The organism is Methylobacterium crusticola (genome assembly GCF_003574465.1).
Taxonomy (GTDB): Bacteria; Pseudomonadota; Alphaproteobacteria; order Rhizobiales; family Beijerinckiaceae; genus Methylobacterium; species Methylobacterium crusticola.
Map to the genome: position 1 here is coordinate 1 of NZ_QOWC01000086.1, position 26082 is coordinate 26082.

At 75.2% G+C, this 26082-nt stretch carries 30 protein-coding genes; 19 read left to right on the forward strand and 11 right to left on the reverse strand.

Annotated features, from left to right (window positions below; genetic code table 11):
* The 5 genes from DT057_RS21220 to moaB all read left to right on the forward strand — a co-directional run.
* Positions 1–693, forward strand: a 693-nt coding sequence (locus DT057_RS21220; protein ID WP_162501457.1) for a uracil-DNA glycosylase, incomplete at its 5' end; no start/stop codon positions are given.
* Positions 694–1012: 319 nt separating this feature from the next.
* Entirely contained in the window at positions 1013–1990 is a 978-nt protein-coding gene (locus tag DT057_RS21225; protein ID WP_128564100.1) for a D-2-hydroxyacid dehydrogenase, read from the forward strand.
* 64 nt (positions 1991–2054) lie between these two features.
* The gene (locus DT057_RS21230; protein WP_128564101.1) at positions 2055–4031 is read left to right on the forward strand and encodes a transketolase family protein; all 1977 of its coding nucleotides are present in this window, start codon (positions 2055–2057) and stop codon (positions 4029–4031) included.
* Between the two features lie 156 nt (positions 4032–4187).
* On the forward strand, positions 4188–5099 hold the full coding sequence (gene ypfJ, locus DT057_RS21235; protein WP_128564102.1) for a KPN_02809 family neutral zinc metallopeptidase: 912 nt from the start codon (positions 4188–4190) through the stop codon (positions 5097–5099).
* The gene (moaB, locus tag DT057_RS21240) at positions 5099–5677 is read left to right on the forward strand and encodes a molybdenum cofactor biosynthesis protein B (RefSeq protein ID WP_128564103.1); all 579 of its coding nucleotides are present in this window, start codon (positions 5099–5101) and stop codon (positions 5675–5677) included. The genes ypfJ and moaB overlap by 1 nt, the downstream gene beginning before the upstream one ends.
* Here moaB and DT057_RS21245 read toward each other — a convergent pair.
* On the reverse strand, positions 5643–6158 hold the full coding sequence (locus DT057_RS21245; protein WP_128564104.1) for a hypothetical protein: 516 nt from the start codon (positions 6156–6158) through the stop codon (positions 5643–5645). The two genes, moaB and DT057_RS21245, sit on opposite strands and share 35 nt — an antisense overlap.
* A 133-nt stretch (positions 6159–6291) precedes the next feature.
* Between DT057_RS21245 and DT057_RS21250 the strand changes: the two genes are divergently transcribed.
* Complete coding sequence (locus DT057_RS21250) at positions 6292–7410, forward strand: PA0069 family radical SAM protein (RefSeq protein WP_128564105.1); 1119 nt, start codon at positions 6292–6294, stop codon at positions 7408–7410.
* Between the two features lie 137 nt (positions 7411–7547).
* Here DT057_RS21250 and DT057_RS21255 read toward each other — a convergent pair whose 3' ends face one another.
* From DT057_RS21255 to DT057_RS21265, 3 genes are all read right to left on the reverse strand, one after another.
* Positions 7548–8411, reverse strand: a complete 864-nt coding sequence (locus DT057_RS21255; protein ID WP_128564106.1) for a PPC domain-containing DNA-binding protein — start codon at positions 8409–8411, stop codon at positions 7548–7550.
* Positions 8401–10005 carry an acyl-CoA synthetase gene (locus tag DT057_RS21260; protein ID WP_128564107.1) on the reverse strand — a complete coding sequence of 535 codons (1605 nt, stop codon included), beginning with the start codon at positions 10003–10005 and terminating at the stop codon, positions 8401–8403. Before DT057_RS21260 ends, DT057_RS21255 begins: the two co-directional genes overlap by 11 nt.
* Before the next feature lie 72 nt (positions 10006–10077).
* Positions 10078–10704, reverse strand: coding sequence for a ribonuclease HII (locus DT057_RS21265; RefSeq protein WP_128564108.1), 627 nt, complete (start codon positions 10702–10704; stop codon positions 10078–10080).
* Positions 10705–10839: 135 nt separating this feature from the next.
* Here DT057_RS21265 and DT057_RS21270 point away from each other — a divergent pair, with 135 nt between their 5' ends.
* The 6 genes from DT057_RS21270 (at position 10840) to DT057_RS21290 (ending at position 14134) form a co-directional block, all read left to right on the forward strand.
* Complete coding sequence (locus DT057_RS21270; protein WP_128564109.1) at positions 10840–11499, forward strand: carboxymuconolactone decarboxylase family protein; 660 nt, start codon at positions 10840–10842, stop codon at positions 11497–11499.
* A 206-nt stretch (positions 11500–11705) separates the two neighbouring features.
* Positions 11706–11951: a hypothetical protein gene (locus DT057_RS21275; RefSeq protein ID WP_128564110.1), complete on the forward strand. Its 246-nt coding sequence runs from the start codon at positions 11706–11708 to the stop codon at positions 11949–11951.
* 106 nt (positions 11952–12057) lie between these two features.
* Positions 12058–12207 (forward strand): hypothetical protein, encoded by a 150-nt coding sequence (locus tag DT057_RS35560; protein ID WP_162501458.1) that lies wholly within the window; start codon positions 12058–12060, stop codon positions 12205–12207.
* Positions 12208–12652: 445 nt separating this feature from the next.
* The gene (locus DT057_RS21280) at positions 12653–13024 is read left to right on the forward strand and encodes a DUF2794 domain-containing protein (RefSeq protein ID WP_128564111.1); all 372 of its coding nucleotides are present in this window, start codon (positions 12653–12655) and stop codon (positions 13022–13024) included.
* Positions 13025–13043: 19 nt separating this feature from the next.
* Entirely contained in the window at positions 13044–13424 is a 381-nt protein-coding gene (locus DT057_RS21285; RefSeq protein ID WP_128564112.1) for a hypothetical protein, read from the forward strand.
* Positions 13425–13627: 203 nt separating this feature from the next.
* Positions 13628–14134 carry a L,D-transpeptidase gene (locus DT057_RS21290; RefSeq protein WP_128564113.1) on the forward strand — a complete coding sequence of 169 codons (507 nt, stop codon included), beginning with the start codon at positions 13628–13630 and terminating at the stop codon, positions 14132–14134.
* Between the two features lie 34 nt (positions 14135–14168).
* Here DT057_RS21290 and DT057_RS21295 read toward each other — a convergent pair whose 3' ends face one another.
* The 3 genes from DT057_RS21295 to DT057_RS21305 form a co-directional block, all read right to left on the reverse strand.
* Positions 14169–14507, reverse strand: a complete 339-nt coding sequence (locus tag DT057_RS21295) for a cupin domain-containing protein (protein WP_128564114.1) — start codon at positions 14505–14507, stop codon at positions 14169–14171.
* A gap of 228 nt (positions 14508–14735) precedes the next feature.
* The gene (locus DT057_RS21300) at positions 14736–15110 is read right to left on the reverse strand and encodes a PH domain-containing protein (protein ID WP_128564115.1); all 375 of its coding nucleotides are present in this window, start codon (positions 15108–15110) and stop codon (positions 14736–14738) included.
* Between the two features lie 53 nt (positions 15111–15163).
* Positions 15164–15364, reverse strand: a complete 201-nt coding sequence (locus DT057_RS21305) for a DUF1674 domain-containing protein (RefSeq protein ID WP_128564116.1) — start codon at positions 15362–15364, stop codon at positions 15164–15166.
* A gap of 133 nt (positions 15365–15497) precedes the next feature.
* Here DT057_RS21305 and DT057_RS21310 point away from each other — a divergent pair, with 133 nt between their 5' ends.
* The 3 genes from DT057_RS21310 to DT057_RS21320 all read left to right on the forward strand — a co-directional run bounded on the left by DT057_RS21310 (position 15498) and on the right by DT057_RS21320 (position 19393).
* Entirely contained in the window at positions 15498–16844 is a 1347-nt protein-coding gene (locus tag DT057_RS21310) for an RsmB/NOP family class I SAM-dependent RNA methyltransferase (RefSeq protein ID WP_128564117.1), read from the forward strand.
* 129 nt (positions 16845–16973) lie between these two features.
* Positions 16974–18689 (forward strand): heparinase II/III family protein, encoded by a 1716-nt coding sequence (locus tag DT057_RS21315; RefSeq protein ID WP_128564118.1) that lies wholly within the window; start codon positions 16974–16976, stop codon positions 18687–18689.
* Positions 18690–18958: 269 nt separating this feature from the next.
* On the forward strand, positions 18959–19393 hold the full coding sequence (locus DT057_RS21320; protein ID WP_238313467.1) for a porin: 435 nt from the start codon (positions 18959–18961) through the stop codon (positions 19391–19393).
* 288 nt (positions 19394–19681) lie between these two features.
* Here the strand turns inward: DT057_RS21320 and DT057_RS21325 are convergent, their stop codons facing one another.
* From DT057_RS21325 to DT057_RS21340, 4 genes are all read right to left on the reverse strand, one after another.
* Positions 19682–19879, reverse strand: coding sequence for a DUF4287 domain-containing protein (locus DT057_RS21325; protein WP_407068103.1), 198 nt, complete (start codon positions 19877–19879; stop codon positions 19682–19684).
* Positions 19880–20051: 172 nt separating this feature from the next.
* The gene (locus DT057_RS21330) at positions 20052–20567 is read right to left on the reverse strand and encodes a hypothetical protein (RefSeq protein ID WP_128564120.1); all 516 of its coding nucleotides are present in this window, start codon (positions 20565–20567) and stop codon (positions 20052–20054) included.
* Positions 20551–20901, reverse strand: coding sequence for a rod-binding protein (locus tag DT057_RS21335; RefSeq protein ID WP_128564121.1), 351 nt, complete (start codon positions 20899–20901; stop codon positions 20551–20553). Before DT057_RS21335 ends, DT057_RS21330 begins: the two co-directional genes overlap by 17 nt.
* 36 nt (positions 20902–20937) lie before the next feature.
* The gene (locus DT057_RS21340; RefSeq protein WP_128564122.1) at positions 20938–22044 is read right to left on the reverse strand and encodes a flagellar basal body P-ring protein FlgI; all 1107 of its coding nucleotides are present in this window, start codon (positions 22042–22044) and stop codon (positions 20938–20940) included.
* A gap of 231 nt (positions 22045–22275) precedes the next feature.
* On the opposite strand from DT057_RS21340, the gene DT057_RS21345 reads away from it, so the two are divergent.
* From DT057_RS21345 to dksA, 4 genes are all read left to right on the forward strand, one after another.
* On the forward strand, positions 22276–22692 hold the full coding sequence (locus DT057_RS21345; protein ID WP_128564123.1) for a flagellar assembly protein FliX: 417 nt from the start codon (positions 22276–22278) through the stop codon (positions 22690–22692).
* 131 nt (positions 22693–22823) lie between these two features.
* The gene (locus DT057_RS21350) at positions 22824–24185 is read left to right on the forward strand and encodes an MBOAT family O-acyltransferase (protein ID WP_128564124.1); all 1362 of its coding nucleotides are present in this window, start codon (positions 22824–22826) and stop codon (positions 24183–24185) included.
* A gap of 165 nt (positions 24186–24350) precedes the next feature.
* Complete coding sequence (locus tag DT057_RS21355; protein WP_238313469.1) at positions 24351–25457, forward strand: hypothetical protein; 1107 nt, start codon at positions 24351–24353, stop codon at positions 25455–25457.
* Between the two features lie 152 nt (positions 25458–25609).
* On the forward strand, positions 25610–26029 hold the full coding sequence (dksA, locus tag DT057_RS21360) for an RNA polymerase-binding protein DksA (protein ID WP_128564125.1): 420 nt from the start codon (positions 25610–25612) through the stop codon (positions 26027–26029).
* Positions 26030–26082 lie beyond the last annotated feature (53 nt).

A 26082-nucleotide genomic window follows, 5' to 3' on the forward strand; every position in this document is an offset into this window, starting at 1 on the left:
CGGGCCCCGCCGGCCGAGGCGCCGCGGGAGCAGCCCGCCCGCACCTACGGCCGCTCGGCCGCCGCCCCGCCCGGCGAGGCGGCGGGCGACGCCCGCGAGCTCGCCCGCACCGCCGCCTCGCTGGAGGAGCTCGAGGGGCTGCTCGCCCGCTTCGAGAGCTGCGCACTGCGCTTCACCGCCAAGAACCTCGTCTTCGCGGACGGCAACCCCGCCGCCCGGGTGATGTTCGTCGGCGAGGCCCCGGGCGCCGAGGAGGACCGGGCCGGCAAGCCCTTCATGGGCCGGTCGGGCCAGCTCCTCGACCGCATGATGGCGGCCATCGGCCTCGACCGCGGCAACGCCTACGTGGGCAACGTCGTGCCCTGGCGCCCGCCGGGCAACCGCAACCCGACCCCGCAGGAGATCGCCACGTGCAAGCCGTTCATCGAGCGGCAGGTGGCGCTCGCCGACCCCGACATCCTGGTCTGCCTCGGCGGGGTCGCCACCCAGGCCCTCGCCGGCACCAAGGACGGCATCCTGAAATCCCGCGGCCGCTGGTTCCCCTACCAGACCGGGCGGCGCGAGATCCGCCTCCTCGCCACCCTGCACCCGGCCTACCTCCTGCGCCAGCCGCTCCAGAAGCGCCTCGCGTGGCGCGACTTCCGGGCCCTGCGGGCCGCCCTCGACGCGAAGCCCGGGACGCCGGCGGGGTGACGGTCCGGACCGGCACGTCCGCGGGACGGCATCGACGCGGCAGGACCGGCCCGTAACGCCAAGGCACCCCGTCGGGGCCGCGGCGCCTCGAGCGCCCGCGGCGGCGCCTCGAGCGTCCACGGATGACTCTGGGGCATCACGAGCCGGCCGCGCGCATGAGCGGGGCTCATCCGCCGGCCAGGAACTTTCATTTGTTTTCCGTCCTGCCGCGCGCTTGAGTGCCCGCCTCCCGGGAAGGGAGCGTCGTCGGCGAGACGGCGGTGGGGCGTCGACCCCGCCGCCCGGCGGCGCGCGAAGACCGGCGCAATGGGGGGACGGCGTGACATCGACCGACGAGGCCGCGACCATCGTGTTCCTTGACCGCGACACGCTCTCGCCCGAGACGCGGCTGCGCGCGCCCGCCATACCGCACCGGCTGGACATCTTCGGGCGGACGGATCCCGGGGAGGTCGCCGACCGGATCAGGGACGCCCACATCGTCGTGACCAACAAGGTGCCGCTCCGGCGCGAGGTCCTCGCGCAGGCCCGCCGCTTGCGCCTCGTCGCCGTGGCGGCGACCGGGACGGACGTCGTCGACGTGGCGGCCTGCGCCGAGCGCGGGATCACCGTCTCGAACATCCGCAACTACGCGGTCCACACCGTGCCGGAGCACACCTTCGCGCTGATCTTCGCCCTGCGCCGCAGCATCACTGCCTACCGCGACGCCGTGATCCGCGGGGCCTGGCAGGAATCCGGCCAGTTCTGCTTCTTCGACCACCCGATCCGCGACCTCGCGGGCTCGACCCTCGGGATCGTCGGTGACGGCGTCCTCGGGCGCGCGGTGGCGGAGATCGGTCGCGCCCTCGGCATGCGGGTGCTGTTCGCGGCCTACAAGGGTGTCGAGGGAATGGGCCCGCTCTACACGCCCTTCGACGAGGTGATGCGCGTGAGCGACGTCATCACGCTCCACTGCCCGCTGATGCCCGCGACCCGCGGCCTGGTCGGTCCGCGGGAATTTGCCCTGATGGAGCGCCGGCCGCTCCTCATCAACACCGCCCGCGGCGGGCTCGTGGACGAGGCGGCCCTCGTCGCCGCCCTCGACGCCGGGCAGATCGGCGGTGCCGGCTTCGACGTGGTCACGCAGGAGCCCCCGGCGGCGGACAACCCCCTGATGGCGGCCGCCGCGCGCCCGAACGTGATCCTGACGCCCCACGTCGCCTGGGCGAGCCAGGAGGCGATCCAGTCCCTCGCCGACCAGCTCGTCGGGAACATCGAGGCGTTCTGGGCGGGCCGCCCCCGCAACTGCGTCGCGCCCTGACGCGGACCCGTCCGACACCGCACCATCAAGCCCCCCGAGAGGGGTGAACAGGAGGAGACCGACCATGACCGAGATCCAGCCGCGCGACCTCGCGAGCGCCATCCGCTTCCTGTCCATCGACGCCATCGAGCGCGTGGGCGAGGGGCATCCGGGCACGCCGCTGGGGGCGGCCGACACCGTCACGGCGCTGTTCACGCGCCACCTCAGGTTCCTCGCGCGGGAGCCGCTGTGGTTCGACCGCGACCGCTTCGTGGCCTCGAACGGCCACGGGTCGATGCTGCTCTACGCGCTCCTCCACCTGAGCGGCTACGAGGCGATCGGCCTCGACGACATCCGGCGCTTCCGCGAGCTCGGCTCCCCGTGCGAGGGCCATCCGGAGTTCAACCCGGGCGCCGGCATCGAGACGACGACCGGGCCGCTCGGCCAGGGCATCGCCAACGCCGCCGGCATGGCGCTGGCCGAGGCCTATCTCGGCCGCTGGCTCGGGCCGGACCTCGTCGACCACCGCACCTACGCCCTCGTGGGCGACGGCTGCCTCCAGGAGGGCGTCGGCCAGGAGGTCATCTCGCTCGCCGGGCACCTCGGCCTCGGCAAGCTGACGTTCCTGTGGGACGACAACCGGATGACCGACGACGGCGCCATCGACCTGGCGCTCAGCGACGACATGTCGGCCCGGTTCCGCCTGAGCCACTGGCACGTCCAGGAGGTGGACGGCCACGACATCGAGGCGGTGTCGACCGCGCTCCTCCTGGCGAAGGCCGACCCGCGGCCCTCGATGATCCGCTGCACCACGGTGATCGGCCGCGGCCTGCCGGGCGTGGAGGGGACGCGGGCGGCCCACAGCGCCCGCATCCCGCCGAGCCTGAGCCGGGCGGCCCGCGAGGCGCTCGGCTGGCCCCACGGCCCCTTCGAGGTGCCCGAGCCGGTCCTGTCGGCCTGGCGCGCGGCCGGTCGCCGCGGCGCCCCGGCCTTCGAGGCTTGGTCGCGCCGGGCGGCGGCCCTCGACCCCGAGCGCCGCCGGCGCCTCGACCGCCTGCGGGAGGGCCGGCTGCCGGACGGCTGGGAGGCGCCCCTGCGGGCCTTCGCCGCGCGGGCGGCCCGCGAGGGCCTGTCGCAATCCGGCATCGCGCTCTCGGCCGAGCTCGTCGACCAGGTGGCCGAGGCGATCCCGGAGATGCTCTCCGGCGCCCCCGACCTCGAGGGCGCGACGCAGCACAAGCGCCGGCTCAAGCCCTTCACGGCGGACGATCCGTCCGGCCGCTACGTGCATTACGGCATCCGCGAGCACGCCATGGGGGCGATGATGAACGGCATGGCGGCCCATGGCGGCGTCGTGCCGGTCGGCGTCACCTACCTGGTCTTCTCCGACTACCTGCGGCCGACCCTGCGCCTCGCCGCCATGATGAAGCTGCCGGTCCCGTTCGTGTTCAGCCACGATTCGATCGGCATCGGGCGCAACGGGCCGACCCATCAGCCGGTCGAGTACCTGGCCTCGCTCCGGGCGATCCCCAACATGCTGGTCCTGCGCCCCGCCGACGCCGTCGAGGCGGCGGAGTGCTGGGAGATCGCGCTCGCGAACCGGACCGGGCCGTCCTCGCTCATCTTCGCCCGCCAGCCCCTCGCGGCGATGCGGCGGGAGGCCGGCGAGAACCGGTCGCGGCAGGGCGCCTACGTGCTGGCGGAGGCCGAGGGGGGTGCGCGGCGCGCCACCCTGCTGGCGACGGGCTCGGAGGTCGCCGTCGCCGCCCGGGCCCGGGACCTGCTCCAGCAGGAGGGCGTCCCGACCGCCCTCGTGTCGATGCCCTCCTGGGAGCTGTTCGAGCGCCAGGACGAGGCCTACCGGCGCGCCGTCCTGGCGCCCGGCAGCGTCCGGGTCGCCGTGGAGGCCGCCGTCCGCCTCGGCTGGGACCGCTACGTCGGCGAGGCCGGGGGCTTCGTCGGCATGAGCGGCTACGGCGCCTCGGGCGCCGAGGACGACCTGTTCGCGCATTTCGGCATCACGCCGGAGCGGGTCGCCGAGGAGGTCCGGCGCCGCCTCTGAGGGCGGCGGCGGCTCGCGCCGGGCGTGCGGTCCCGCGCCTGCCCGGCGCCCAAGCGGAACCGTGCCGGTCCTCCGCCGATTACCCTTGAGCCCGCGCGCCGGTCCGCCTAGCCGTCGCGGCGGCGAAGCCGCACAGACAAGACGGGTGATGGGACCATGCGCTGGGAAGATTTTCGCTCCTCCGACAACGTGGAAGACCGCCGCGGCCAGGGCGGGGGCGGGGGCGGGGGCGGCTTCGGCTTTCCCGGGGGCGGCGCCGGCGGCCTCGGCATCGGCACCATCGTGATCCTGTGCATCATCGGCTGGGTCACCGGCATCAACCCGGCGATCCTGATCGGCGGCGCCGAGACGGTGACCCGCCAGCGCGCGCCCCAGGAGCAGACCCAGGCCCCGGACCGGGAGCGGCGCACCGGCGCCCCGACGGACCAGACGGGCAAGTTCGCCGCCGCGATCCTCGGCAACACCGAGGACGTCTGGAGCCAGGTGCTGCCGAACCAGACCGGGCGCCAGTACACGCCCACCACCATGGTGCTCTACACCGGCGGCACCCGCAGCGGTTGCGGCCAGGCCCGGGCCGCCATGGGGCCGTTCTACTGCCCCCTCGACAAGAAGGTCTACCTCGACACCGCCTTCTTCAAGGAGATGGAGCAGCGCTTCCGCGTGAAGGGCGACTTCGCCTACGCGTACGTCATCGCGCACGAGGTCGGCCACCACGTCCAGGACGTGCTCGGCATCCTGCCCAAGGTGCAGAAGCGCCAGCAGCAGGTGGACGAGCGCCAGGCGAACCAGCTCTCCGTGCGGGTCGAGCTGATGGCCGACTGCCTCGCCGGCGTCTGGGCCAAGAACTCGAACGACCGCTTCAACGCCCTGGAGCAGGGCGACATCGAGGAGGCGATGCAGGCCGCGAGCGCCATCGGCGACGACCGGCTGCAGAAGCAGAGCCAGGGCTACGTCGTGCCGGATTCCTTCACCCACGGCTCCTCGGCCCAGCGCATGCGCTGGTTCCAGACCGGCTTCAAGAGCGGGCAGACCCAGTCCTGCGACACCTTCCGGGCGGCGCAGCTCTGATGGCCGGCCTCGACGCCGCCCGGGCCTTCGTGCCCCTCGCCATCGCGGTGCTCACCGTCTCGGACACCCGCACGCTCGGGGACGACCGCTCGGGCGACACCCTGGCGGCGCGCCTCACCGAGGCCGGCCACCGCCTCGCCGCCCGCGCCATCGTGCCGGACGACGTCGAGGCCATCCGCGGGCAGGTCCGGGCCTGGATCGCGGATCCCGGCATCGACGTGGTGATCACCACCGGCGGCACCGGGTTCACCGGCCGCGACGTCACGCCCGAGGCGCTGGAGCCCCTGTTCGAGAAGCGGATGGACGGCTTCTCGGCCGTCTTCCACCGCATCTCCTACGACAAGATCGGCACCTCGACGCTTCAGTCCCGCGCCACCGCGGGCGTCGCGGGGGCGACCTACGTCTTCGTGCTGCCAGGCTCGCCCGGGGCCTGCCGCGACGCCTGGGACGGGATCCTGGCGGCCCAGCTCGACTACCGCCACCGGCCCTGCAACTTCGTCGAGATCATGCCGCGCCTCGACGAGCACCTGCGGCGCGGCGCCGTCAGCCCCGCGACAGGCGCGCCCGCAGGGGCCTGACCGGCAGCCGACGGCCCCCTGGGCGCCCGGCCAGGAGGGCCTCGACCCGCACCACGTCCCCGGCCCGCACCCGGTGCGTCCCGGTCAGCGCCTCGCAGCGCGCCGCGAGCCGGTCGAGCAGGGGGGCGTGCGGCCGGGCGAGGCGCCCGAGCGTCCCGGGCGGCGCCGTCGCGCCGAAGCGGTCGAGCGCCCGGATCCAGCCCTCCGCCGGCACGTCGCCGGCCTCGAGGCAGAGGAGCCAGGGCCGGCGCGCGAGCGCGGCCGCGGCCGCCCAGGGGTCGCGGCCCCGCGCCGCCGCGGCCGCGCCCGTGCTCTCCGCCACCAGGGCGATCTCCCGGTCCGTGGGATCGGCCGACACGATCACGGCGTCGCCCACGATTCCGGCCGCCACCCCGGCCACCAGCGCCGACAGGGAATCCGCCAGCGCCTCGACGGCGCGCGGATCGATGGCTCCCGGGACGTGGACCGCGGCGGTGAACATGCGCCGCCCTTAGCCGACGCGGAGCCGGGCGTCCTGCCTCGATGGGTGGCACCCGGCGGGCGGGCCCCCGCGCCTTGCCATTGTTCCCGTTTTGTTCGAAGCTCGGCACCGGGTTCTGCGGGCGGAGCGGCGGATGACGGAACGGCGTGCACGAGATCCGTCCGCCCCGGCGCTCGCCGGCGCGGCGCTCCCGGCCGGGAGGCGCCGCGGGCGCGGCGCCACCGCCAACCCGGCCGGGCGGTTCGAGCCGGCGCGGCGCGAGGCCTTCGCGGACGGCTGGGACGCGGACGAGGCGCTGCCGCCCCTGCGCACCGAGGTGATGCTGGAGCAGGCCCGCACGATCGTCACGCGCAACGCCTCCCCGGACATCGGCTTCGACCGCTCGATCAATCCCTACCGCGGCTGCGAGCACGGCTGCGTCTACTGCTTCGCGCGGCCGAACCACGCCTATGCGGGGCTGTCGCCCGGGCTCGACTTCGAGACCAAGCTCTTCGCCAAGCCGAACGCCGCCGCGCTCCTGGAGCGGGAGCTCTCGGCGCCGGGCTACCGCCCGCGCACCATCGCGCTCGGGACCGCGACCGATCCCTACCAGCCGATCGAGCGGCACTACCGCATCACCCGCGGGGTGCTGGAGGTGCTGGCGCGGTTCCGGCACCCGGTCGGGATCGTCACGAAGTCGGACCTCGTGGTGCGCGACCTCGACCTCCTCGGCCCCATGGCGGCGCAGGGCCTCGTCAAGGTGGCGCTCTCGGTCACGACCCTCGACCCCGTCCTCGCCCGCCGGATGGAGCCCCGCGCGGCGCGGCCCGAGAGGCGCCTCGCGGCGATCCGGGCACTGTCGGAGGCGGGCGTGCCCACCATGGTGCTCGTGGCGCCGGTCATCCCGGGCCTCAACGACCACGAGATCGAGGCGGTGCTCGCCCGCGCCCGGGAGGCCGGCGCCACCGAGACCGGCTCCGTCCTGCTGCGGCTGCCCCACGAACTCGCCGACCTCGTGCGCGACTGGTTCGCCGAGCACTACCCCGACCGCGCCGGGCGGGCGTTCTCGCTCCTGGCCCAGGCCGGCGGCGGCAAGGTCTACGACGCCGCGTTCGGCCGGCGCTTCACCGGCAGCGGGCCCTACGCCGCCCTGATCGCCGAGCGGGTGCGGCTCGCGGCGGCGCGGCTCGGCTACCGGGCGCAGCGGCAGCGGCTGCGCACGGACCTGTTCGCGGTGCCGGTGCCGGCGGGCGGGCAGTACAGCCTGTTCTAGGGCGGCACCCGCTCCGGCCGGAACGGGCACGGCTCCGGTCCGGCCCCCGCGCCCGCGCCCGCGCCGGCGACGGAGCCGGTATCCGCTTCGTCAAGAAACGCGCTCCCGGGCGGGCCCGCTCACGCGGGGCTCTCCGCTCACGCGGGCGTCGCCTCCAGGCACAGCTCGAACGTGATGCAGGCCGCGTTCGCCCCCCGCGCCAGCACCCCCTCGTGGATGCCGCCGTCGACGTCCACCACGGCGATGTCGAGCTCGGCCACCGGCGTCCCGTCCGGGCCGGGGCGCACCCGCCCGTCGCGGATCAGCACCTCGCTGGCGTCGGTCGGGATGACGCGGCCGTCCGCGAAGACCGGGCGGACGATGCTGCCGATGCCGCGCACCCGCGCGGCGCGCAGGCCCCGGGCGGCCGAGGCCGCCTCGAGCGCCGCGAACACCTCGACGTTCGGCTGCACCTTGAGGAGCAGGCAGGCGGCCTCGGCCGGGCCGGCCAGCCCCGCCGGGGTCATGAGCGAGAAGTTCGTCTCGGGGTCCGGCTCCACCCGCCAGGCTGCGTCCGGCGTGCCCCAGGCCCGCGCGGCGGGCGGGGTCCGCACCACGACCGCGTCCGGCAGGAGGTGGCCGGCGCGGCGGCGCCCGTCCGGCTCGACCCAGATGCCGTGGACGTGCAGGAAGGGCGCGCCGTCGCGCTCGCCGAAGGTGACGCTCGCCCGCTCGAGGCGCGTCTCCCCGGGCGGCCGGAACGTCTCGCTGTAATAGGCCGCGAAGCGCGGGTCGTCGGACAGCGCCGGCATCACGTAGGCGAAGGGGTCGAAGCTGCCGCCCTCGAGGTGCACGACGCCGCCCCGGAACCCGGCGCCGGCGAGGGGACCGGCGACCGCCCGCAGCAGCGTCTCGCCGGGCGCGAGGGCGAAGTCCAGGCGCGCGAGGCGCCCGCCTTCGGCGAGCCAGCGCTCGGGACGGGGCGGGCCGGGCTGGGCGAGGCTGGAGGGCTCAGGGCGCATCGGTCGCCCGCCCGCCCAGGAGGCCGGCGGCCTCCAGCTCCTCGCGCACCATCTTCTTGGTGATCTTGCCGTAGCCGGATTTCGGCAGGGACTCGCGCAGGATCACGCGCTTGGGCAGCTTGTAGCGCGCCACCTTGTCGAACAGGAACGCCAGCACATCCTCCTCCGTCAGGCGCTCCCCCTCCCGGGGGACGCAGACCGCGATGCCGATCTCGCCCCAGGTCGGGTCGGGCACGCCGAGCACCGCCGTCTCGGCCACCGCCGGGTGCGTCAGGATCTTCTCCTCGATCTCGCGCGGATAGATGTTCGAGCCGCCCGAGATGTACATGTCCGAGGCGCGGCCCGTGATGAAGAGGAAGCGCTGCGCGTCGAGGTAGCCGAGGTCGCCGGTGCGGAACCAGCCGTCCCGGAACGCGTCCGCGTTGGCCTTCGGGTTGTCCCAGTAGCCGGCGAACACCGCCGGGCCGCAGACGCAGATCTCGCCGGTCTCGCCGGGCCCGACCTCGCGCCCGTCCGCGTCCTGGATCTGGACCTGCATCCCGGTGCGCTCGAAGCCGCAGGTCCCGATCCGCACGCCCGGCCCGTCCTCGGGCTCGTGCAGGGCAGGGGGCAGGACCGTGATGTTGCCGGTGACCTCGCCGAGGCCGAAATACTGCACGATCACCCGGCCGAGCGTCCGCAGCGCCCGCTTCTGGTCCTCGCGGTACATCGGCGCGCCGGCGTAGATGACGTGGCGCAGGGACGCGTGGTCGTGCGCGCCCGCCGCCGGATGCTCGACCATCATCTTCAGGATCGTCGGCACCGTGAACAGGTTGGTGATGCGGTGGCGCGCCACGAGCGCCCAGACCTCGGCGGCGTCGAAGCGGTCGCCGGCCGGCAGGACGGAGGTGACCGCCCGGGTGACCTGCGCGACCGCGTGGACGCCGGCGCCGTGCGAGAGCGGCGCGACGACCAGGGAGGCGTCGCCCTCCGCCGTCGTGCCGGGCATCAGGTCGCAGAGGTGGTTGGTGATCACGAAGGCCATCTGGCCGTGGGTCAGCACCGCGGCCTTCGGCTTGCCGGTGGTGCCGGAGGTGTAGAAGAACCAGCACGGGTCGTCGTGCTCGACCGCCGCGTCGGCGACCGCCCGGCCCATGCCCTCGGCGACCAGCGCCTCGTAGGGCTCGCCCTCGGCCGGGCCGTCCCCGATCGCGACGACGTGCCCGACGGCGGGGGCGCCGGCGCGCACGGCCGCGACGTGGGCGGCGTAGTCGGCGTTGCAGAGCATCACGGTCGCGCCGGACTGCGCCGCCAGAAAGACGACGTCGTCGGGCATCAGCCGGTGATTCGTCGGGACGAACACGGCGCCGAGCCGGAACGCCGCGTACATGATCTCCAGGATGGCGTTGCCGTTGCGGGCGTGCACGAGGAGGCGGTCGCCCTTGCGCACCCCGCGGGCCGAGAGGCCCGCGGCGAGCGCCGAGACGCGGGCGTCAAGCGCCGCCCAGGTCCAGCGCGCCTCGCCCCACACGATGGCGTCCCGCTCGGGGTAGCGGGCGGCCGCCTGGGTCAGCGCGTGGGCGAGGTTCATCACGCGGCGCGACATCGGGGTCATGGCGCGTCCCCGGCGGGGCGGATGAGGTCTGTCACGGCGTGGTCCTCCCTGGCGGTGATGGCGGCGGCCGCGTCATGGGCCGCGGCTGCGAGGCTCCGCGCGGGCCGCGGGCCCGGCGCGGAAGCTCACGCGGTGGTGGCGGCTCAGGCCCGTGCTCAGCATCGCGGCCCGGTGGACCGCCGTGCCGTAGCCGACGTTGCGCTCCCAGGCGTAGGCCGGGTGGCGGCGCGCGAGCGCCCGCATCAGCCCGTCGCGCAGCACCTTGGCGACGATGGAGGCGGCGGCGATCTGCGGCACCAGCCGGTCGCCGCCGACGATCGCCCGGCACGGCAGGGCGAGGCCGGGCGGCACGTCCCGCCCGTCGACCGCGACCTCGGCGGGGATCCCGAGGCGCGCGACGGCCCGGCGCATGGCGTCGAGGGTGGCGGCCCGCACGTTGATGCGGTCGATCAGCGCCGGCGAGGCCCCCGCGAGCGCCACCCGGGCGGCCGCCCGGATCCGGGGCGCCAGGCGCTCGCGCGTCGCCCGGTCGAGGCGCTTGCTGTCGTCGAGGCTCTCCAGCAGGTCCGGCGGCAGGGCGCAGGGGTCGAAATGCACCGCCGCGACGATCACCGGCCCGCAGAGCGCGCCGCGCCCGACCTCGTCGCAGCCGACGAGGGCGGGGTAGCGCGCGACGTGGCGTGACTCGAAGGGACCCATCCGGCCTTTCTTGCACCCGGGGCGCGGCCGTGGAAGGCCCCGCCGGCGCGGATCCGGATTTCCTTAGGCGTCCGGGCGGGCGATGATGCGCCCCCGGCGCGCGCCAGACGCGCCCGCCCCTCGAGGAGGACGCCCATGCCCGCCAGCACGAAGCTGTGGATCCTGTCGCTCGCCGCCGCCGCGGGCTGCGGCTGGCTCCTCTCCGCCGTCCACCCGGCCCCGGCGATCGGCAAGGAGCCCCGCTTCCCCCAGCTCACCCTCGACCAGCTCGACGCCGAGCAGCGCCCGCTCGGCGAGAAGATCATGAAGATCTCGAGCGTCGGCATCGGCGGTCCCTACAACCCCCTGTTGCGCAGCCCCGTCCTGGCGAACCGGATGTACGACCTGCTGGAGTACCTGCGCTGGAACAGCTCGCTCCCGCCGCGCCTGAGCGAGTTCGCGATCCTGATCCAGGCGCGGCTCTGGCGCTCGCAGGTGGAGTGGTACGCCCACCATCCCCTGGCGCTGAAGGCCGGCCTGTCGGAGGAGGTCGCGGCCGACCTCAAGGCGAACCGCCGCCCCCGCGCCATGAAGCCCGACGAGGAGGCGGTCTACGATTTCTGCATGGCGCTCTCGACGGCTCACGAGGTGCCCGACCCGGTGTTCGAGCGGGCGAGGAGCCTCCTGGGCGAGCGGCAGGTGGTGGATCTCGTGGGCATCAGCGGCACCTACGTCACCGTGGCGATGATCCTCGCCGCCGCCGAGGCCGGCGTCCCGCCCGGCAAGGAGCCGCCGTTCCGGCAGGGCGAGCCCTGATCGCGGCATCTTGCGTCGCGCGAGGGCGCGCGGCGGGCGCAGTATGCGGGACCGCGCGGCGCGCCGGGACCGCTCCGTAGGGTTGTATCCTGTGTGAAGGCGGTCCCGGCCGCTTTGGCACGAGGAATGCCGGCAGCGTCCCGGTCGGTGTCGACCGGGACGCTGCCGGCCCGGCCGGGACACGGAACGCTGGAGGTTCGCCGTTCATGAAGATCGCGCTCGCCGTTGCCGCACTCTCCCTCGTTCAGCCCTCTCACTCCTGGTATCCCTACGAGTGCTGCTCCGATCAGGATTGCGAGCCGATCACCGACGCCGTCGAGGTACCGGGCGGCTACCAGACCCACGGGATCTTCGTGCCCCTCGCCAAGGTGCGGCCGAGCAAGGACGGAAGTTTCCACTGGTGCCATCGCGGCACCTACGTGTTCTGCTTCTTCGCACCCCTGGCTGGCTGACGCCGGCAATCGGCTGACGCCGGCAATCGGCTGACGCCGGCCCGGCGGCACCATCCCGCGCCGACGGCGTTCCCCGTCGGCAGACGCTCACGGAGGCTCGCGCAGCATGACCACCCCCCCGCAGCAGAACCGGGTCCTGGCCCTGGCCTATCCGGTCGTCCTGATGGCGGGCGTGCTCTGGCTCGGCTTCTGGACGCTCGACGAGATCCGCGTCGCCCGCGCCCGCGCGGTCGCGGCGCAGATGTGGGTGCCCTGACGCGCGTCCCGGACGGAGGGCCGCGGGACGCCGTCGGTCCGCCGGGGGGACCCGGGCGGCCGCGTGCCAAAAAAGAGACCGCGCTCCGGGGAGGCGGCCTTGAAGGTAAGGGTCTCGAAACCTCTGGAGGAGGCCCGGCCCGCCGGCATCGCGGGGGCTGGGGGGCTGGGAACCGGAGAGGCCGGCGGGCCGGGCCAAGAGGTGACCCACCTTCTGCGCGCGCAACAAGGCCGGCGCGCGGCGCGATTGTGGCGGAATGTTGACCATTCGCACTGGCGCCCCGGATTTCCCGGCCGCGGCTGCGAGAACCCGGCGACCTGTCGCTCCCGCGCAACCCTTGCGGGGCTGCGCACCCGATCCCATCATGGGCGGGGCCGCATCCGCAGCGGGCGACGGGACTGCGCCCGGCGCGGGAGGCCCGAATCGCAGCAACCCCGGAGGAGCGATGAGCGACGGAGAGACCGCGGACAGTCGGCTGGCCGGTGCGGGGGCTCGGGTGGTGCCGTTCCCGAGGACCGCGCCGCCGCAGGTATCCTTCCATCGCGACGAGTTGCGCGAGATCCTGAACCTCTACGGCCGCATGGTCGCGGAGGGCGAGTGGCGGGACTACGCCATCGCTTTCACCCGCGAGAAGGCGGTGTTCTCGATCCACCGCCGCACCTCCGAGCGCCCCCTCTACCGGATCGAGAAGGACCCCCGGCTCGCCCGCCGCCAGGGCGCCTACGCGGTGGTTGCCGAGACCGGTCGCATCCTCAAGCGCGGCCACGACCTCGCCCAGGTGCTGCGGGTGCTCGAGAAGCCGCTGCGCCTGGTGTGACGCCCGCTCCCGCGCCGGGGTGAGGGCCCGGGCGCGGTTCCGACGCCGCCAGCACCGGCTCGCCCCCGGGCGCGACACGACGGGGACCCGGGACGGGCGCCGCGCCGGGCGGACCGGACGGGGCCTGACCGCGGGCGGCCCGCGCCCTGCCGCCCGGAAGACGCCTTGCCGCCCGGGAGACGCCCTGCCGGCCAAGCTCGACGGGATCGACCCGGCGCAGGCCCGCCCGACGCTGGCGGCGTTCGACGCGGCGGTGGACCCGCACGCCCCCTTCGACCCCTCGGTGGGCGACCGCAAGGGCACGCGCGGCCTGCCCCTGCCGAAATCGAACCGGGCGCAGGCGCCCGATGCCCCGCCCTCCAAGGCCTCCGCGGTCACTGGCGGCATCACCTTCACGTAGGGCGGCGCCGCGGCGGACGATGCGGGCGCGGTGATCCACGAGGACGGGCACCCGGATCCCGGGCCTGCATGCCTGCCTGCGGCCGGGCCCTGACGCGCGCGGACCGGTCTTCACCGCGCGGCAAGCATCTTTGCCAACCGGAACGACAGGTTTTCGGGCGGATGATCCCTCTGCTTTCAAGGTCACGCTCGAGGACCACAGGGATGGACAAGCAGAGTGGATGGGCCGCGGCGCTGGTTGCCGCCGCGGCGGCGATGCCTGCCGCCGGGCAGGCGCGGGAACTGGTGGCGTTCGACGCCGGGGCGGCGCCCGGCACGGTGGTGATCCGGACGGCCGAGCGCCGGCTCTACTTCGTGAACGGCGACGGCACGGCGATCCGCTACCCGGTCGCGGTGGGCAGGCTCGGCAAGCAGTGGACGGGCTACGCCCGCATCGACGGCAAGTACGTCCGGCCCGCCTGGTCGCCCCCCGCCGAGGTGAAGCGGGACAACCCGCGCCTGCCGAGCGTGATCGCGGGCGGCTCGCCCCACAACCCGATGGGGGCCGCGGCGCTGACGCTCGACCGCGGCGAGTACGCGATCCACGGCACCAACCGGCCGGGCTCGATCGGCACCTTCGCGTCCTACGGCTGCATCCGGATGTACAATCAGGACGTGGCCGACCTCTACGGACGGGTCGCGGTCGGCACCGCCGTGGTGGTGACGCGCTGAGCCGGGCCGGGCGGGCGGCGCCCGCCCGGCCGCGTCACGCGTCGCGTCCGTGCACCTGCGCGGGCGGCGCGGTCGCCTCCACGGCCGTGAAGGTCTCGAGGATGCGGTAGGTGTGCTGCGCCCCCGCCGGCACCAGCCACGAATCGCCGGGCTCGAGGCGCACGGTCTGGCCCTCGAGCACGAGCTCGGCGCGGCCCGCCACCACGTAGCCGACCGTCTCGTAGTCGCGGGCGGCGCCGGGCTTCTGGTCGGTCGGCGGCTCGTCCACCCACATCCGCATCGCCACGCGCTGGCCCGAGGCCAGGTAGCGCTGCCCGTCCGGCCCGTGCGGGGCGCTCGCGCCCGACACCTTCTTGATCGTGGTCTCCGTCATCGGCGGCTCCCGGGTTCGTGGCGTTCCCGCCCGGGAACGCGGCGTTCCCGCTCGCGAACGCGGCGTCCCCGCCCGGGGAGCGCGGCGTCCCCGCCGGGGACCGACACCCCAACGGGAGGCCGGGGCGGGTGTTCCCGGACCGGCGCCGGCAGGCGAGTTAGAGCGCGCGCTCAGCCCCCGCGGCCGGCCTGGAGCCCTCCGGGACGGCCCGGCCGAGGGCGCGCGGCCCTAGCGCAGGGAGGACGCGATCGCCCGCTGGATGCCCCGGATGTCGGCGCCCCGCGCGAGGGTGCGGCCGATGGGCTCGGGCTGGCCCGAGACCCAGATCTTCAGCTCGGAATCGAGGTCGAAGCTGCCGGCATTCTCGATCGAGAACGAGGTGATGGCCCGGTAGGGCACCGTGAGGTAGGTGACCTTGCGCCCGGTCAGGCCCTGCTTGTCGATGAGGATCATCCGGCGGTCGGTGAAGACCATGAGGTCGCGCACCACCCGGAACGCGACCTGGACGGCCTCGCCCTCGACCAGCATCCCGTCGAGTTCCTGCATCACCGCCGCCGGCGACGCGTCGCTGCCGTGCCCGAGCAGCCCGTCGAGGAGTCCCATCCGCCCGTCCTCCCTGCGGCCCGTGCCCCGGGCCCGGGGCGCCCGGAGGCGCGTCAGAAGTCGCTCGCCAGGCCCTTGACCTCCCAGTCCTCGTAGCGGACTGGCTCCAGGCCGCCCCGGCCGTTAATCTCCCGCTCGCGCCGGATCTCGGCCGCGCGGGCGTCGATGGCGGCGCGGCGGGCCTCGGCCTCGGCCAGGGCGCGCTGGGCCTCGGGGCTCAGGGGTTTATCCCCCACCGGGTTCGTCTCGCTCATCGGTCCCGTCTCGGCGCTTGCATCTCGGGCGGCCGGATGCCACCCCCCTCGCCTCGCGCGGGGGACGGCCCCCGGGCCGGTTCCCCGGAGGTGGAGGGCCGGCGCCCGGGCGTCAAGACGAGGTGGATCGGGCATGGACGCGCAGGACAGCCAGGAGGCCGCGGGACTTCCCGCGCGGCGGCTCGCCGCCTCGAGCGTGGCGCACCTCCTCGGCAAGGGCCGGGGCACGGCGCTCGACGACGCGATCGACACCGGGCGCGACAAGGCCGGCATGGCCCCGCAGGATCTCGGCCTCGCCCGCGCCATCGCGGCGACGACGTTCCGGCACCTCGGGGTCATCCGCCACGCGCTCGGCCGGCGCCTCGACCAGGGCCTGCCGGCGGACCAGCCGGGGCTCCTCGCGGTCCTGGCCACCGGGGCGGCGCAGATCCTCTACCTCAACGTCCAGGACCACGCGGCCGTCGACCTGGCGGTGCGGCTCGCCAAGACCGAGCCGTCGCTGCGCCACCTCGGCGGGCTCGTCAACGCCGTCCTGCGCCGGGTCGCCCGGGAGCAGGAGGCGATCCGCCGGGAGGGCGACGCCGACCCGCTCGGGCTCAACACGCCGGCCTGGCTCGCGCGGCGCTGGACCGCCACCTACGGCGCCCAGGCCGCCCGGGCGATCGCGGCCGCGCACGCGCGCGGCGCGAGCCTCGACCTCACCACCCGGGGCGATCCCGCCGCCCTCGCCGGGAGCCTCGGCGGGCGGGTGCTGCCGACGGGCCTCGGCCTGCGCCTCGACGACGCCCGCACGCCCGTGCCGCAGCTGCCGGGCTTCGAGGCGGGGACCTGGTGGGTGCAGGACGCGGCCGCGGCGCTGCCGGCGCGCCTCCTCGCCCCCGAGCCCGGCGCCCGGGTGGCGGACCTCTGCGCGGCCCCGGGCGGCAAGACCGCGCAGCTCGCCGCCGCCGGCGCGGCGGTGCTCGCGGTCGACCGCTCGGCGGCGCGCCTGCGCCGGCTCGAGGCCAACCTCGCCCGCCTCGGCCTCGCGGCCGAGGTGCGGGCCGCCGACGCCCTGACGCTGCCGGAGGACGAGCCCTTCGACGCGGTGCTCCTCGACGCGCCCTGCACCGCCACCGGCACCGTCCGGCGCCATCCGGACGTGGCCTGGACCAAGCACGAGGCCGACCTCGCCCGCCTCGCCGCCCTCCAGGCGCGGCTCCTCGACAAGGCGGCGCGCCTGGTGCGGCCGGGCGGGCGCCTCGTCTACTGCACCTGCTCGCTGGAGCCGGAGGAGGGGGAGGCCCAGGCGGCGGCCTTCCTGGCCCGCACGCCCGGCTTCGCGCGCCTCCCCGTCGCGCCGGACGAGGTCGGGGGCGACGCCGCCTTCGTGACCCCGGCGGGCGACCTGCGCACCCTGCCGTCGCACTGGCCGCCCGCGCCCGGCGAGCGCGGGGGGCTCGACGGCTTCTACGCCGTGCGGCTGCGCCGCGAGGCCTGACCCGCGCCCCGTGGGCTTGCGAAAAACGGTTCACAGGCGGGAGGCCGAGGTTTGACCTTGCCACCATCCTTGACCATTGGTTGAAGCGGCCGGACGGCCGTGCGGGCCGGCCGCGGCGCAGGAGGTGACGTGCATTGGGGGCCTGACCGCTGGCGGTTCTACCGGCTCCTCGGTCACGAGGCCGCCCGCAGCGTGCGGAGCGCCGCGGCCCGCGCCACGTCCGGCCCCTCCGCGCTCTCGCGGCTGCGCCCGACGGGCCTCGTGATCGCGCCGCAGGACCTGCGCACCAGCGACGCCACCATCGCGGGCGACATCTACGCCGGGCTGTTCGTGTTCGCCGGCCGCGCCCTCGCCACGGGCGGGCGCTCGCCCTTCGACTTCGCGCCGCCCTCGCCCGAATGGGGCGATGCGCTCTACGGCTTCGGCTGGCTGCGCCACCTGCGCGCCGCCGACAGCGCGCTCGCGCGCTCCAACGCCCGGGCCTTCGTGCAGGATTTCATGGCCGGGCGCGGCGACGAGGCCCTGGCGCAGCGCCCGCCGGTCGTGGCGCGGCGCCTGATCTCGCTCCTGTGCCAGTCCCCCCTGGTGCTGGAGGGCGCCGACCACGCCTTCTACCAGGCCTTCCTGAAGCTGATCGGGCGCAGCGTGCGCCTCCTCGACCGCGCGGTGCGGCGGGGCGCCCGGCCCCGCGACCGGCTCGGCATCGGGGTCGCCCTGTGCTACGCGGGCCTGTGCTGCGAGGGCTTCGACCCCGTGCTGCGCCGGGGCGTGCGCCTGCTCACCCGCGAGCTCAACCGCCAGATCCTGCCGGACGGGGGCCACCGCAGCCGCGATCCCGGCTTCTCCAAGGACCTGCTCCTCGACCTCCTGCCCCTGCGCCAGAGCTTCCTCAGCCGCGACATCGCCCCGCCGGAGGCCCTCCTCAACGCCATCGACCGGATGCTGCCGCTCCTGCGCCTGCTGCGCCACGGGGACGCCTCGCTCGGCCACCACAACGGCATGGGGGCGACCGCCGCGGACCAGCTCGCGACGCTGCTCATCTACGACGGGGCGCTCGCCCAGCCGCTGATGCACGCGCCGCATTCGGGCTACGCCCGCCTCGAGGGCGCGGGCGGCACGCTCGTCGTGGCGGATGTCGGCCCGGCGCCCGGGCCCGCCTACTCGGCCGCCGCCGGCGCCGGCTGCCTGTCCTTCGAATTGTCCTGCGGGGCGCAGCGGCTCGTGGTGAATTGCGGCCTGCCGGCGACCGGGCAGGAGATGCGCGCGCTCTCCCGCACCACGGCGGCGCACTCGACCGCCTCCCTCGCCGAGGCCTCCTCCTGCCGATTCCTCAACCCGCCGGGCCCCGGGATCGCGCACCCGCTCGCCTCCTGGCTCAAGGGGCGCCTCGGCCCGATCATCGTCCGGGGGCCCGCCGAGGTGGCGGTGGAGCGCGGCACCGGCCCGGACGGCACCAGCGTGCTGGCGGCCCGCCACGACGGCTACGTGCCGACCCTCGGCCTGCGCCACGAGCGGCGCTGGCGCCTGCATCCCGACGGCGCCCTGCTCGAGGGCGACGACGGCTTCCTGCGCGATCCCGCGGCGACCGCGGCCCGGCCCGTCGAGGCCGCGATCCGCTTCCACCTCCACCCCTCCGTCCGGGTGAGCCGCGAGGGCCGGGCGGTGCGGCTCGCGGGGAGCGGCGCGCCGTGGCTGTTCGAGGCCGACGAGATCGACCCGGTGATCGAGGAGAGCGTGTTCTTCGCCGCCTTCAACGGCGCGCGGCGCACCGAGCAGATCGTGCTGCACCTCGCGGTCTCCGACGGCACCCGGGTGGCGTGGCGCTTCCGGCGGCTCGCGCGGTGAGGCGCCGGCGGCCCGTGCCCGGCGAAGCCGGCGGCCTGCGCCGCGGGGGCCTGTCGCCGGCAGCCCGCGGCCTGTGCCGCGGGAGCCTGTCATCGGAAGCCCGCGGCCTGTGCCGCGGGAGCCTGTCACCGGCAGCCCGCGGCCTGTGCCGCGGGAGCCTGTCACCGGAAGGCCGCGCATGGCGGGCGTCGCGCACCGCCGCCGTCGCGCCTGATTGTGTCCCGCGTGGGCGTTCGCCAGAATGCCGGGACGCGTCAGAGACCCGCCCGATGCCCGCCCCGTCCCGCCGCGCCGACGATCCGAGAGCCCGGCCTGCCGCGCCGGGGCGTGCCCGCGGGAGGCCCGGTCCCGCCCCGCGGGCGGCGCCGGCGCTCCTCGGCGCCCTGGCGCTGCTCGCCTGCGCCCTGGTGGGCGGCCCGGCCCGGGCCCTCGACGTGAAGGACCTCCCGGTCGTTCCCGCGCTCGCGCCCTGCCCCTCGGAGGGGCCGGGCTTCCACCGCACCGGACCGTCCGGGCCGTGCCTGCGGATCAGCGGCCGCGTGCGGGCCGAGGCCGGGACGCCCCTCCCGGGCCGGCCGGGGGCGGGACCCGGCCGGGAGCCCGCCGGGGTGCTGGGGGCCTCCGGCCGCCTCGCGGTCGACGCCCGCACCGAGACCGATTACGGCCCGGCCCGGGCCTACATCCGCTTCGGCACGGGGCGCTAAGCCGGCGCCCTCGCGCGATGCCGGACGGCGTGGACGCCGGTCCGTCGCGGACATGGCGCCTCGACATGGCGCCTCAAGGAGGATTCCGGCGACGAAGCAGAGACCCGGCGTCGGCACGAGGACTTGATGTCGGCACGAGGACCCAACGTCGGCACGAGGGCGGGGTGCCGAGGCCGGTCCGACCGGAACGGGCGCGGCCCTGGTGGTCCGGACCTGACGCTTGCTACCCGCTTGCGAACTCCGCGGAGTGTGGAGTGCGATCTCAACAGGGCTCGCGTCGAAGAACGATCACTTCCCTTCCGACGCGAGGACGTGCGCCACTATCGCGTTGGCGTGTCCGTGACCCATCCCGTGATCGGTCTTCAACATCGCGACCAGGTCCATGTGCTTGGCCGGAAGGCTCTTCCGCACGAGTTGCTGCCACTCGCCAATGGGACGCCCATACTTCTTTTCAATGGACGGAAAGTACGAAGCCGGCCCTTTCATTGGTGCAACGGACACTTCGAGACGTGCTCCAGGCGATCCTGGCTGATGGCGGCCCCGGCAGGGGTGCCCACAGCGCGGAGCATCCTACAGGGTGAGGCCGGTCGCGCGTCAATGCCCGCCTGGGGTCGGGAGCAGCCCTTGGCGGCGGGGACCAGGCGTCGGATTCGAACCGCTAGAGGCTGCGCGACAGCACGAGGGGCCCGCTGCGCGCCGCCCCGTAGGGCGAGGCCGCCGGGCGCTGGCTGCCGTAGCCCTGCGGGCGGGCCGCCCGGCCGAGCTCGGCCGAGAGCGTCTTGAGCAGCCCCTCCGAGATGGCGCGCGCCGTCGCCAGCACCGTCTGGTTCAGCGCCACCGCGGCCGCGAAGGCCGCGTGGGCCTCGCGCAGGGCCGCGACCCGGTCGGGCGCGAAGCGCGCGAGGGCGACGGCGTTCCCCTTCACGACCTGGAGGCCCTGGAGGTAGGAGGCCGACAGCGCCGTCTTGCGCGCGTCCTCGGCCAGCCCTTCCCGCAGCCGCCCGGACCGGATGTGGGCGCTCTCCCGGGCCAGGAGCCCTCCGAGCTCCTGCATGACGGCGAGCGTCTCCGCGACGAGGCGCTCGGCCCCGGCCCGGTCGGCGACCCGGACGGGCTCGCTGCGCCCGCCGGCGGGCTCGGGCCGCGTGCCCGCGGGCTCAGACCGCGGCTGCACCGCCGGCCTCCTGCATCCGCAGCATCTCGCGCATGACCTGGTCGCCGATGCCGATGCCGCCGCTCTTCACGATCGACTGGGCGTACTCCTTGTTGAGCATCGAGCGGTAGACGCCGCCGCCGGTGCCGTTCTCGCCGAGCGGCCCGTCCGTGCCCTGCGAGCTGTTGAGCTTGTCGAGGCTCTGCTCCAGGAACATCGACTCGAAATCCTGGGACGTCTTCTTGATCTTGGACTGGCTTCCGGTGAGCGCCGTGAGGCCGTTGGTGACGGCGCCGGCGAGGGCCTGGCCGGCCGCGAGGCCGGCGGTCGCCGCGAAGGGAGCGAGGGGGATCATCGGGAGTGCCTCCGTGGGGGGTGAGGGGATGTCGCGTCACATCACGTTGATGTCGGCCTGCAGGGCGCCCGCGGCCTTGATGGCCTGGAGGATCGAGATCAGGTCGCGGGGGCCGATGCCGAGGGCGTTGAGCCCGTCGACCAGTTCGCGCAGGGTCACGCCCTCCTTGACGAGCGCGAGCTTGTTCTTGTCGCCGGTGTCGACCTTGAGGGCGGTGCGCGGCACGACGACGGTCTCGCCGTTCGAGAGCGGCGCCGGCTGGCTCACCTGCGGCTGCTCGGTGATCGTGACCGTGAGGTTGCCCTGCGCCACCGCGACGGTGGAGATCCGCACGTCGCGGCCCATCACGATGATGCCCGAGCGCTCGTCGATCACCACGCGGGCGGTCTGGTCGGGCTCGACCCGGAGCTGCTCCACCTCGGTGAGCAGCCGCACCATGTTGCCGTGGTAGCGCGGCGGCACCTGGAGGGTGACGGTGGAGGGGTCCGTCGGCTCGGCCGTGTCGGCTCCCATGAAGTCGTTGATCGCCGAGGCGATCCGCTTCGAGGTGGTGAAGTCGGGATTGCGCAGCGAGAGGCGCAGGAAGCGCTGCTGGTTCAGCTTGAACTCGACCTCGCGCTCGATCATGGCGCCGTTGGCGATGCGGCCGTTGGTGGGCACTCCCCGGGTGATCTTGGCGGCGTCGCCCTCGGCCTGGAACCCCGCGATGGCGAGGGAGCCCTGCGCCAGGGCGTAGACCTCGCCGTCGGCGCCGAGGAGCGGCGTCACCAGCAGGGTGCCGCCCTGGAGCGACTTGGCGTCCCCGAGCGACGAGACCGTGACGTCGATGCGGGTGCCCTGCACGGCGAACGGCGGCAGGCTCGCGGTCACCACCACGGCGGCGAGGTTGGCGGTGCGCATGGTGGCGCCGCGGGTGTTGATGCCGAGGCGCTCCAGCATCGCCTGCAGCGACTGCTTGGTGAACGGGCTGTTGTTGAGCGTGTCCCCGGTGCCGTTGAGGCCGACCACGATGCCGTACCCGACGAGCTGGTTCGGCCGCACGCCCTCGACGCTGGCCAGGTCCTTCACCCGCGACAGGGCCAGGGCGGGCGCGGACCCGAGGGCCGCGAGGCCGGAGAGGAGGAGGAGGATCACGCGCAGCATGGCACACGGGCGTTGAGGCAGGCAGAACCCCGCTGCCAGGACCGTGCCAGGGTGTTCCGGCCGGTGAAGGCGTTGTGCCGGAAGGGTTTCCGGTCCCGGGCCGGCGGGGCGCCCGACCCGGATCGCCCCGGCGGATTCGGCCGGTCCGGCAAGTTCTGCCGCGCCGTTTACCCGGCGTTCACCCTCCCGGCGCGAGGGTCCCGGATCAGGACAGCCACGGACCTCACTCCCATGCGCGTCGACCCCCGCTTCGCGGCCTCTCTCCTGGCGGGGGCGGGCCCGCGGCGCCCGCCCGAGACCGGCCCCGCCTTCGCGGTCGCGGCCGGGGCCGCGCGCGGGGCGACGAGCGCCGGGAACGCGGCCCCGCTCGCCGGCCTCGACGCGATCCTGACGCTCCAGGCGCAGGTCGAGGACCCCGGCGAGCGCCGCCGCCGCGCGGCGCGCCGCGGCCACGACCTCCTCGACGCCCTCGACCGCCTGAAGGCGGCACTCCTCGGCGGGCGCGTCGACGGTGCCGAGCTGAGGGCGATCGCCGGCCGCCTGGCCGAGCGCGCCGGATCGACCGGCGACCCGCGCCTCGACGAGCTCGTCGGCCAGATCGAGCTGCGGGCGGAGGTGGAGCTGGCCAAGCTCGGCATGGCGGCGTAGGCGCGCCGCCCGCCCGGCCTGGGCGGCCCGCGATCCCGCCGCGCCGTTGACGGGCACGACCCGATCACCCACAACGGCGCCCGCTCGGGCGGCCGGCCGATACCGCCGGGGGTCCCTCGAATCCGGCGCCGATGCTGTTCAACTCCTTCCCGTTCCTGCTCGGCTTCCTGCCGGTCGCGCTCGTTCTCCACGCCCTCGTCGCCCGCTACCGGCCCGGCTGGCGCCTGCCCCTCCTCGCCCTCCTGTCGCTCGTGTTCTACGGCTGGTGGGACGTGCGCTTCGTGCCGCTCCTCGCGGCCTCGGTCGGCCTCAACTGGCTCGTGGCGCGCGGCTTCTCGCGCAGCCGCCCGGTGCTCCTGATCCCGCTCGCCGTCGCGGCCAACCTCCTGGTCCTGGCGCTGTTCAAGTACGCGGGCTTCCTCTCGGGCCTGCTCGGCCTCGACCTGCCGCGCCTCTCCCTGAGCCTGCCCCTCGGGATCTCGTTCTTCACCTTCCACCACGTCATGTACCTGACGGACCTGCGCGCCGGCCGGGCGCCGCCGATGGACCTGACGCGCTACGCCCTCTACATCGGCTTCTTCCCGCAGGTGCTCGCCGGCCCGCTGGTGCGCTGGAGCGAGATCCTGCACCAGTTCGACGAGGCGCCCTACGCGCGGCCCGACGCGGCCGAGCGGATCGGGCGCGGCGTGATGCTGCTCTGCATCGGCCTTTCCAAGAAAGTCTTCCTGGGCGACCCGCTCGCCGCCTACGCCAACCCGGTCTTCCAGGCCGCCGCCGAGGGCAAGGCCCCGAGCGTCGTCGAGGCCTGGCAGGGCACGCTCGCCTTCACGTTCCAGATCTACTTCGACTTCTCCGGCTACACCGACATGGCGCTCGGCCTCGCCCTGCTGTTCGGGATCGTGCTGCCGCAGAACTTCGACGTGCCCTACCGCGCCACGTCCCTGCGCGAGTTCTGGCGGCGCTGGCACATGACCCTGTCGCGCTTCCTGCGCGACTACCTCTACATCCCGCTCGGCGGCAACCGCCGGGGCCTCGGGCTGCAACTCGCCGCGCTCTTCGCCACCATGACGCTCGGCGGCCTCTGGCACGGCGCCGGCCTCACCTTCGTGGCCTGGGGGGCGGCCCACGGCGCGGGCCTCGCCGCCGTGACGCTGTGGCGCCGCGCGGGCCTGTCGCTGCCGGCCGGGCTCGGCTGGCTCCTGACCTTCGGGTTCGTCGTCCTGACCTGGGTGCTGTTTCGCGCCGCGAGCTTCGAGGCGGCGCTCCTCGTGTTCAAGGGCCTGTTCGGCTTCGCGCCCGTCGGCCACGGCTTCAAGTGGCGGGCGCTCCTGCCCGCCGCCCTCGTGGCCCTGGCGGGGCCGACCGCCTGGGCGGCGGTCCACCGCCTGCCGCCCAGGCCGTGGCTGGCGCTGGCCTTCGGGGTGCTGATCGTCGTCGTCCTGCTGCGGATCGGCGACGACGCGAACTACGAGTTCATCTACTTCCAGTTCTGAGCCCCCGCCGGCGCCTCCCCGCGGGGCGCGGCGCCGGGACAGGGTCGCGGCGACGCGCCCGGCCCTTGATGTGGCGCCCGTCCGGACGGAGAAGCGGGGTTCGCGTCCCCGGGACGCCGATCTGCAACCGCACGGCGCGAGCGCGCCGGGAGCGCAAGGGGAGCCATGGCGCGCAGCCACGTCGGCGAGGATCGCGAGGGTAGCGCCGGCGGCGGCGGGGTGTGCCGCGCGGGCGGGGCCGCCCGGCCGCCGGCGGCGCCCGCGGACCCCGCGGCCTGGCGGCGGTTCGCCGGCCTCGTCGCCGCGGCGGCGGCGGGTCTCGCCGCCGCCTACCTCGCCCTGGCGCTGGCGGTCGATCCCTACGACACGGGCCGGCCGCGGCTCCTCGACCGGGTCGGGGTGCGCCCGCAGGGGCCCCGCACCGCGGGGGCGAGCCGCGGCCGGGACCCGGCCTTCACGGGCGCGGTCGTCGGCAACTCGCACATCCAGCTCGTCTCGCCCGAGCGCCTGCGGGCGGCGACCGGCATCCCCTTCGTGCAGCTCTCGATGCCGGCGACCGGGCCGGGCGAGCAAATCCTCACGGCGGCCTGGTTCCTGCGCCACCATCCGGGGGCTCGGGCGCTGGTCCTCGCCCCGGACGCCTACTGGTGCGGGGGCGACCCGGCGCTGCCGCCGGGCCGGCCGTTCCCATTCTGGCTCTACGCGCCCGACCTCGCCACCTACTTGCGCGGCCTGATGCGCCTGAGCGTCGCCGCCGAGGTGGCGGACCGGATCCGCTGGGCGCTCGCCCGCGCACCCGGGCGCGCTGCCCGCGACGGCTACTGGGACTACGAGCCCGAGTACCTGGGCCTCGGCGGCCCCGAGGCGCCCGTCCACGCGCGGGCCCGCGCGCAGCGGCTGCCCGACGCGGCCGATCCCGGCCGCGCCGGTCCCGCCTTCCCGGCGGCCGGCCGCCTGCGCGACCTCCTGGCCGGAGCGCCCCCGGACCTCGCCGTGGTGCTCGTCTTCCCGCCGGTCTACCGGCCCGCGCAGCCCGCGGCCGGCACGCCCCGGGCGGCGGCCGAGGCCGCTTGCCGCGCCGCCCTGCGCGCCGCCGCCGCGGCTCATCCGCGGAGCCGGGTCGTCGACTGGACCGGGGACCGGCCGGAACTGCGCGAGCCCGCCCACTTCTTCGATCCCTTCCACTACCGCCACGCGGTGGCGCGCCGGGTCGAGGCGGAGATCGCCGCCGCGCTGGCCGATCTGCGCCCCGCGGAAGGCCCGGGACCGTGACCCTTTTGCAGCAGCCCGGCGCCGATCAGGGCCCGGCCCTGGTCCGAACCTTGCGTGCGCCCGCATCGACGTTGTGATGCAACTCGGCCTCGATTATACGCCTGCGCAAGTCGGCAACGGCCATGACAACACCGGTTTTTCCGAGGGGCGCAATGGCGAAGGTCGTGATCGAGGAGGGTTACGCTCCCAGTGACGTCGAGCCCTTCATGAACGAGCGGCAGCGGGAGTATTTCCGCCGCAAGCTCCAGGGCTGGAAACAGGACATTCTGCGCGAGGCCCAGGACACTCTGGTGGCGCTCCAGAGCGAGAACGAGAACCACCCCGACCTCACCGACCGCGCCTCGTCCGAGACGGACCGTGCGATCGAGCTGCGGGCCCGCGACCGGCAGCGCAAGCTGATCGCCAAGATCGACTCGGCCCTGGCCCGGATCGAGGACGGCTCCTACGGCTACTGCGAGGAGACCGGCGAGCCGATCTCCCTCAAGCGCCTCGAGGCCCGCCCGATCGCGACGCTGTCGCTGGAGGCCCAGGAGCGCCACGAGCGCCGGGAGCGGGTGTACCGCGACGATTGAGGCGGGAGCGGGCACCCCGGGCCTCCCCGCGCCGCGCGGGCGCGCCGGGGGGC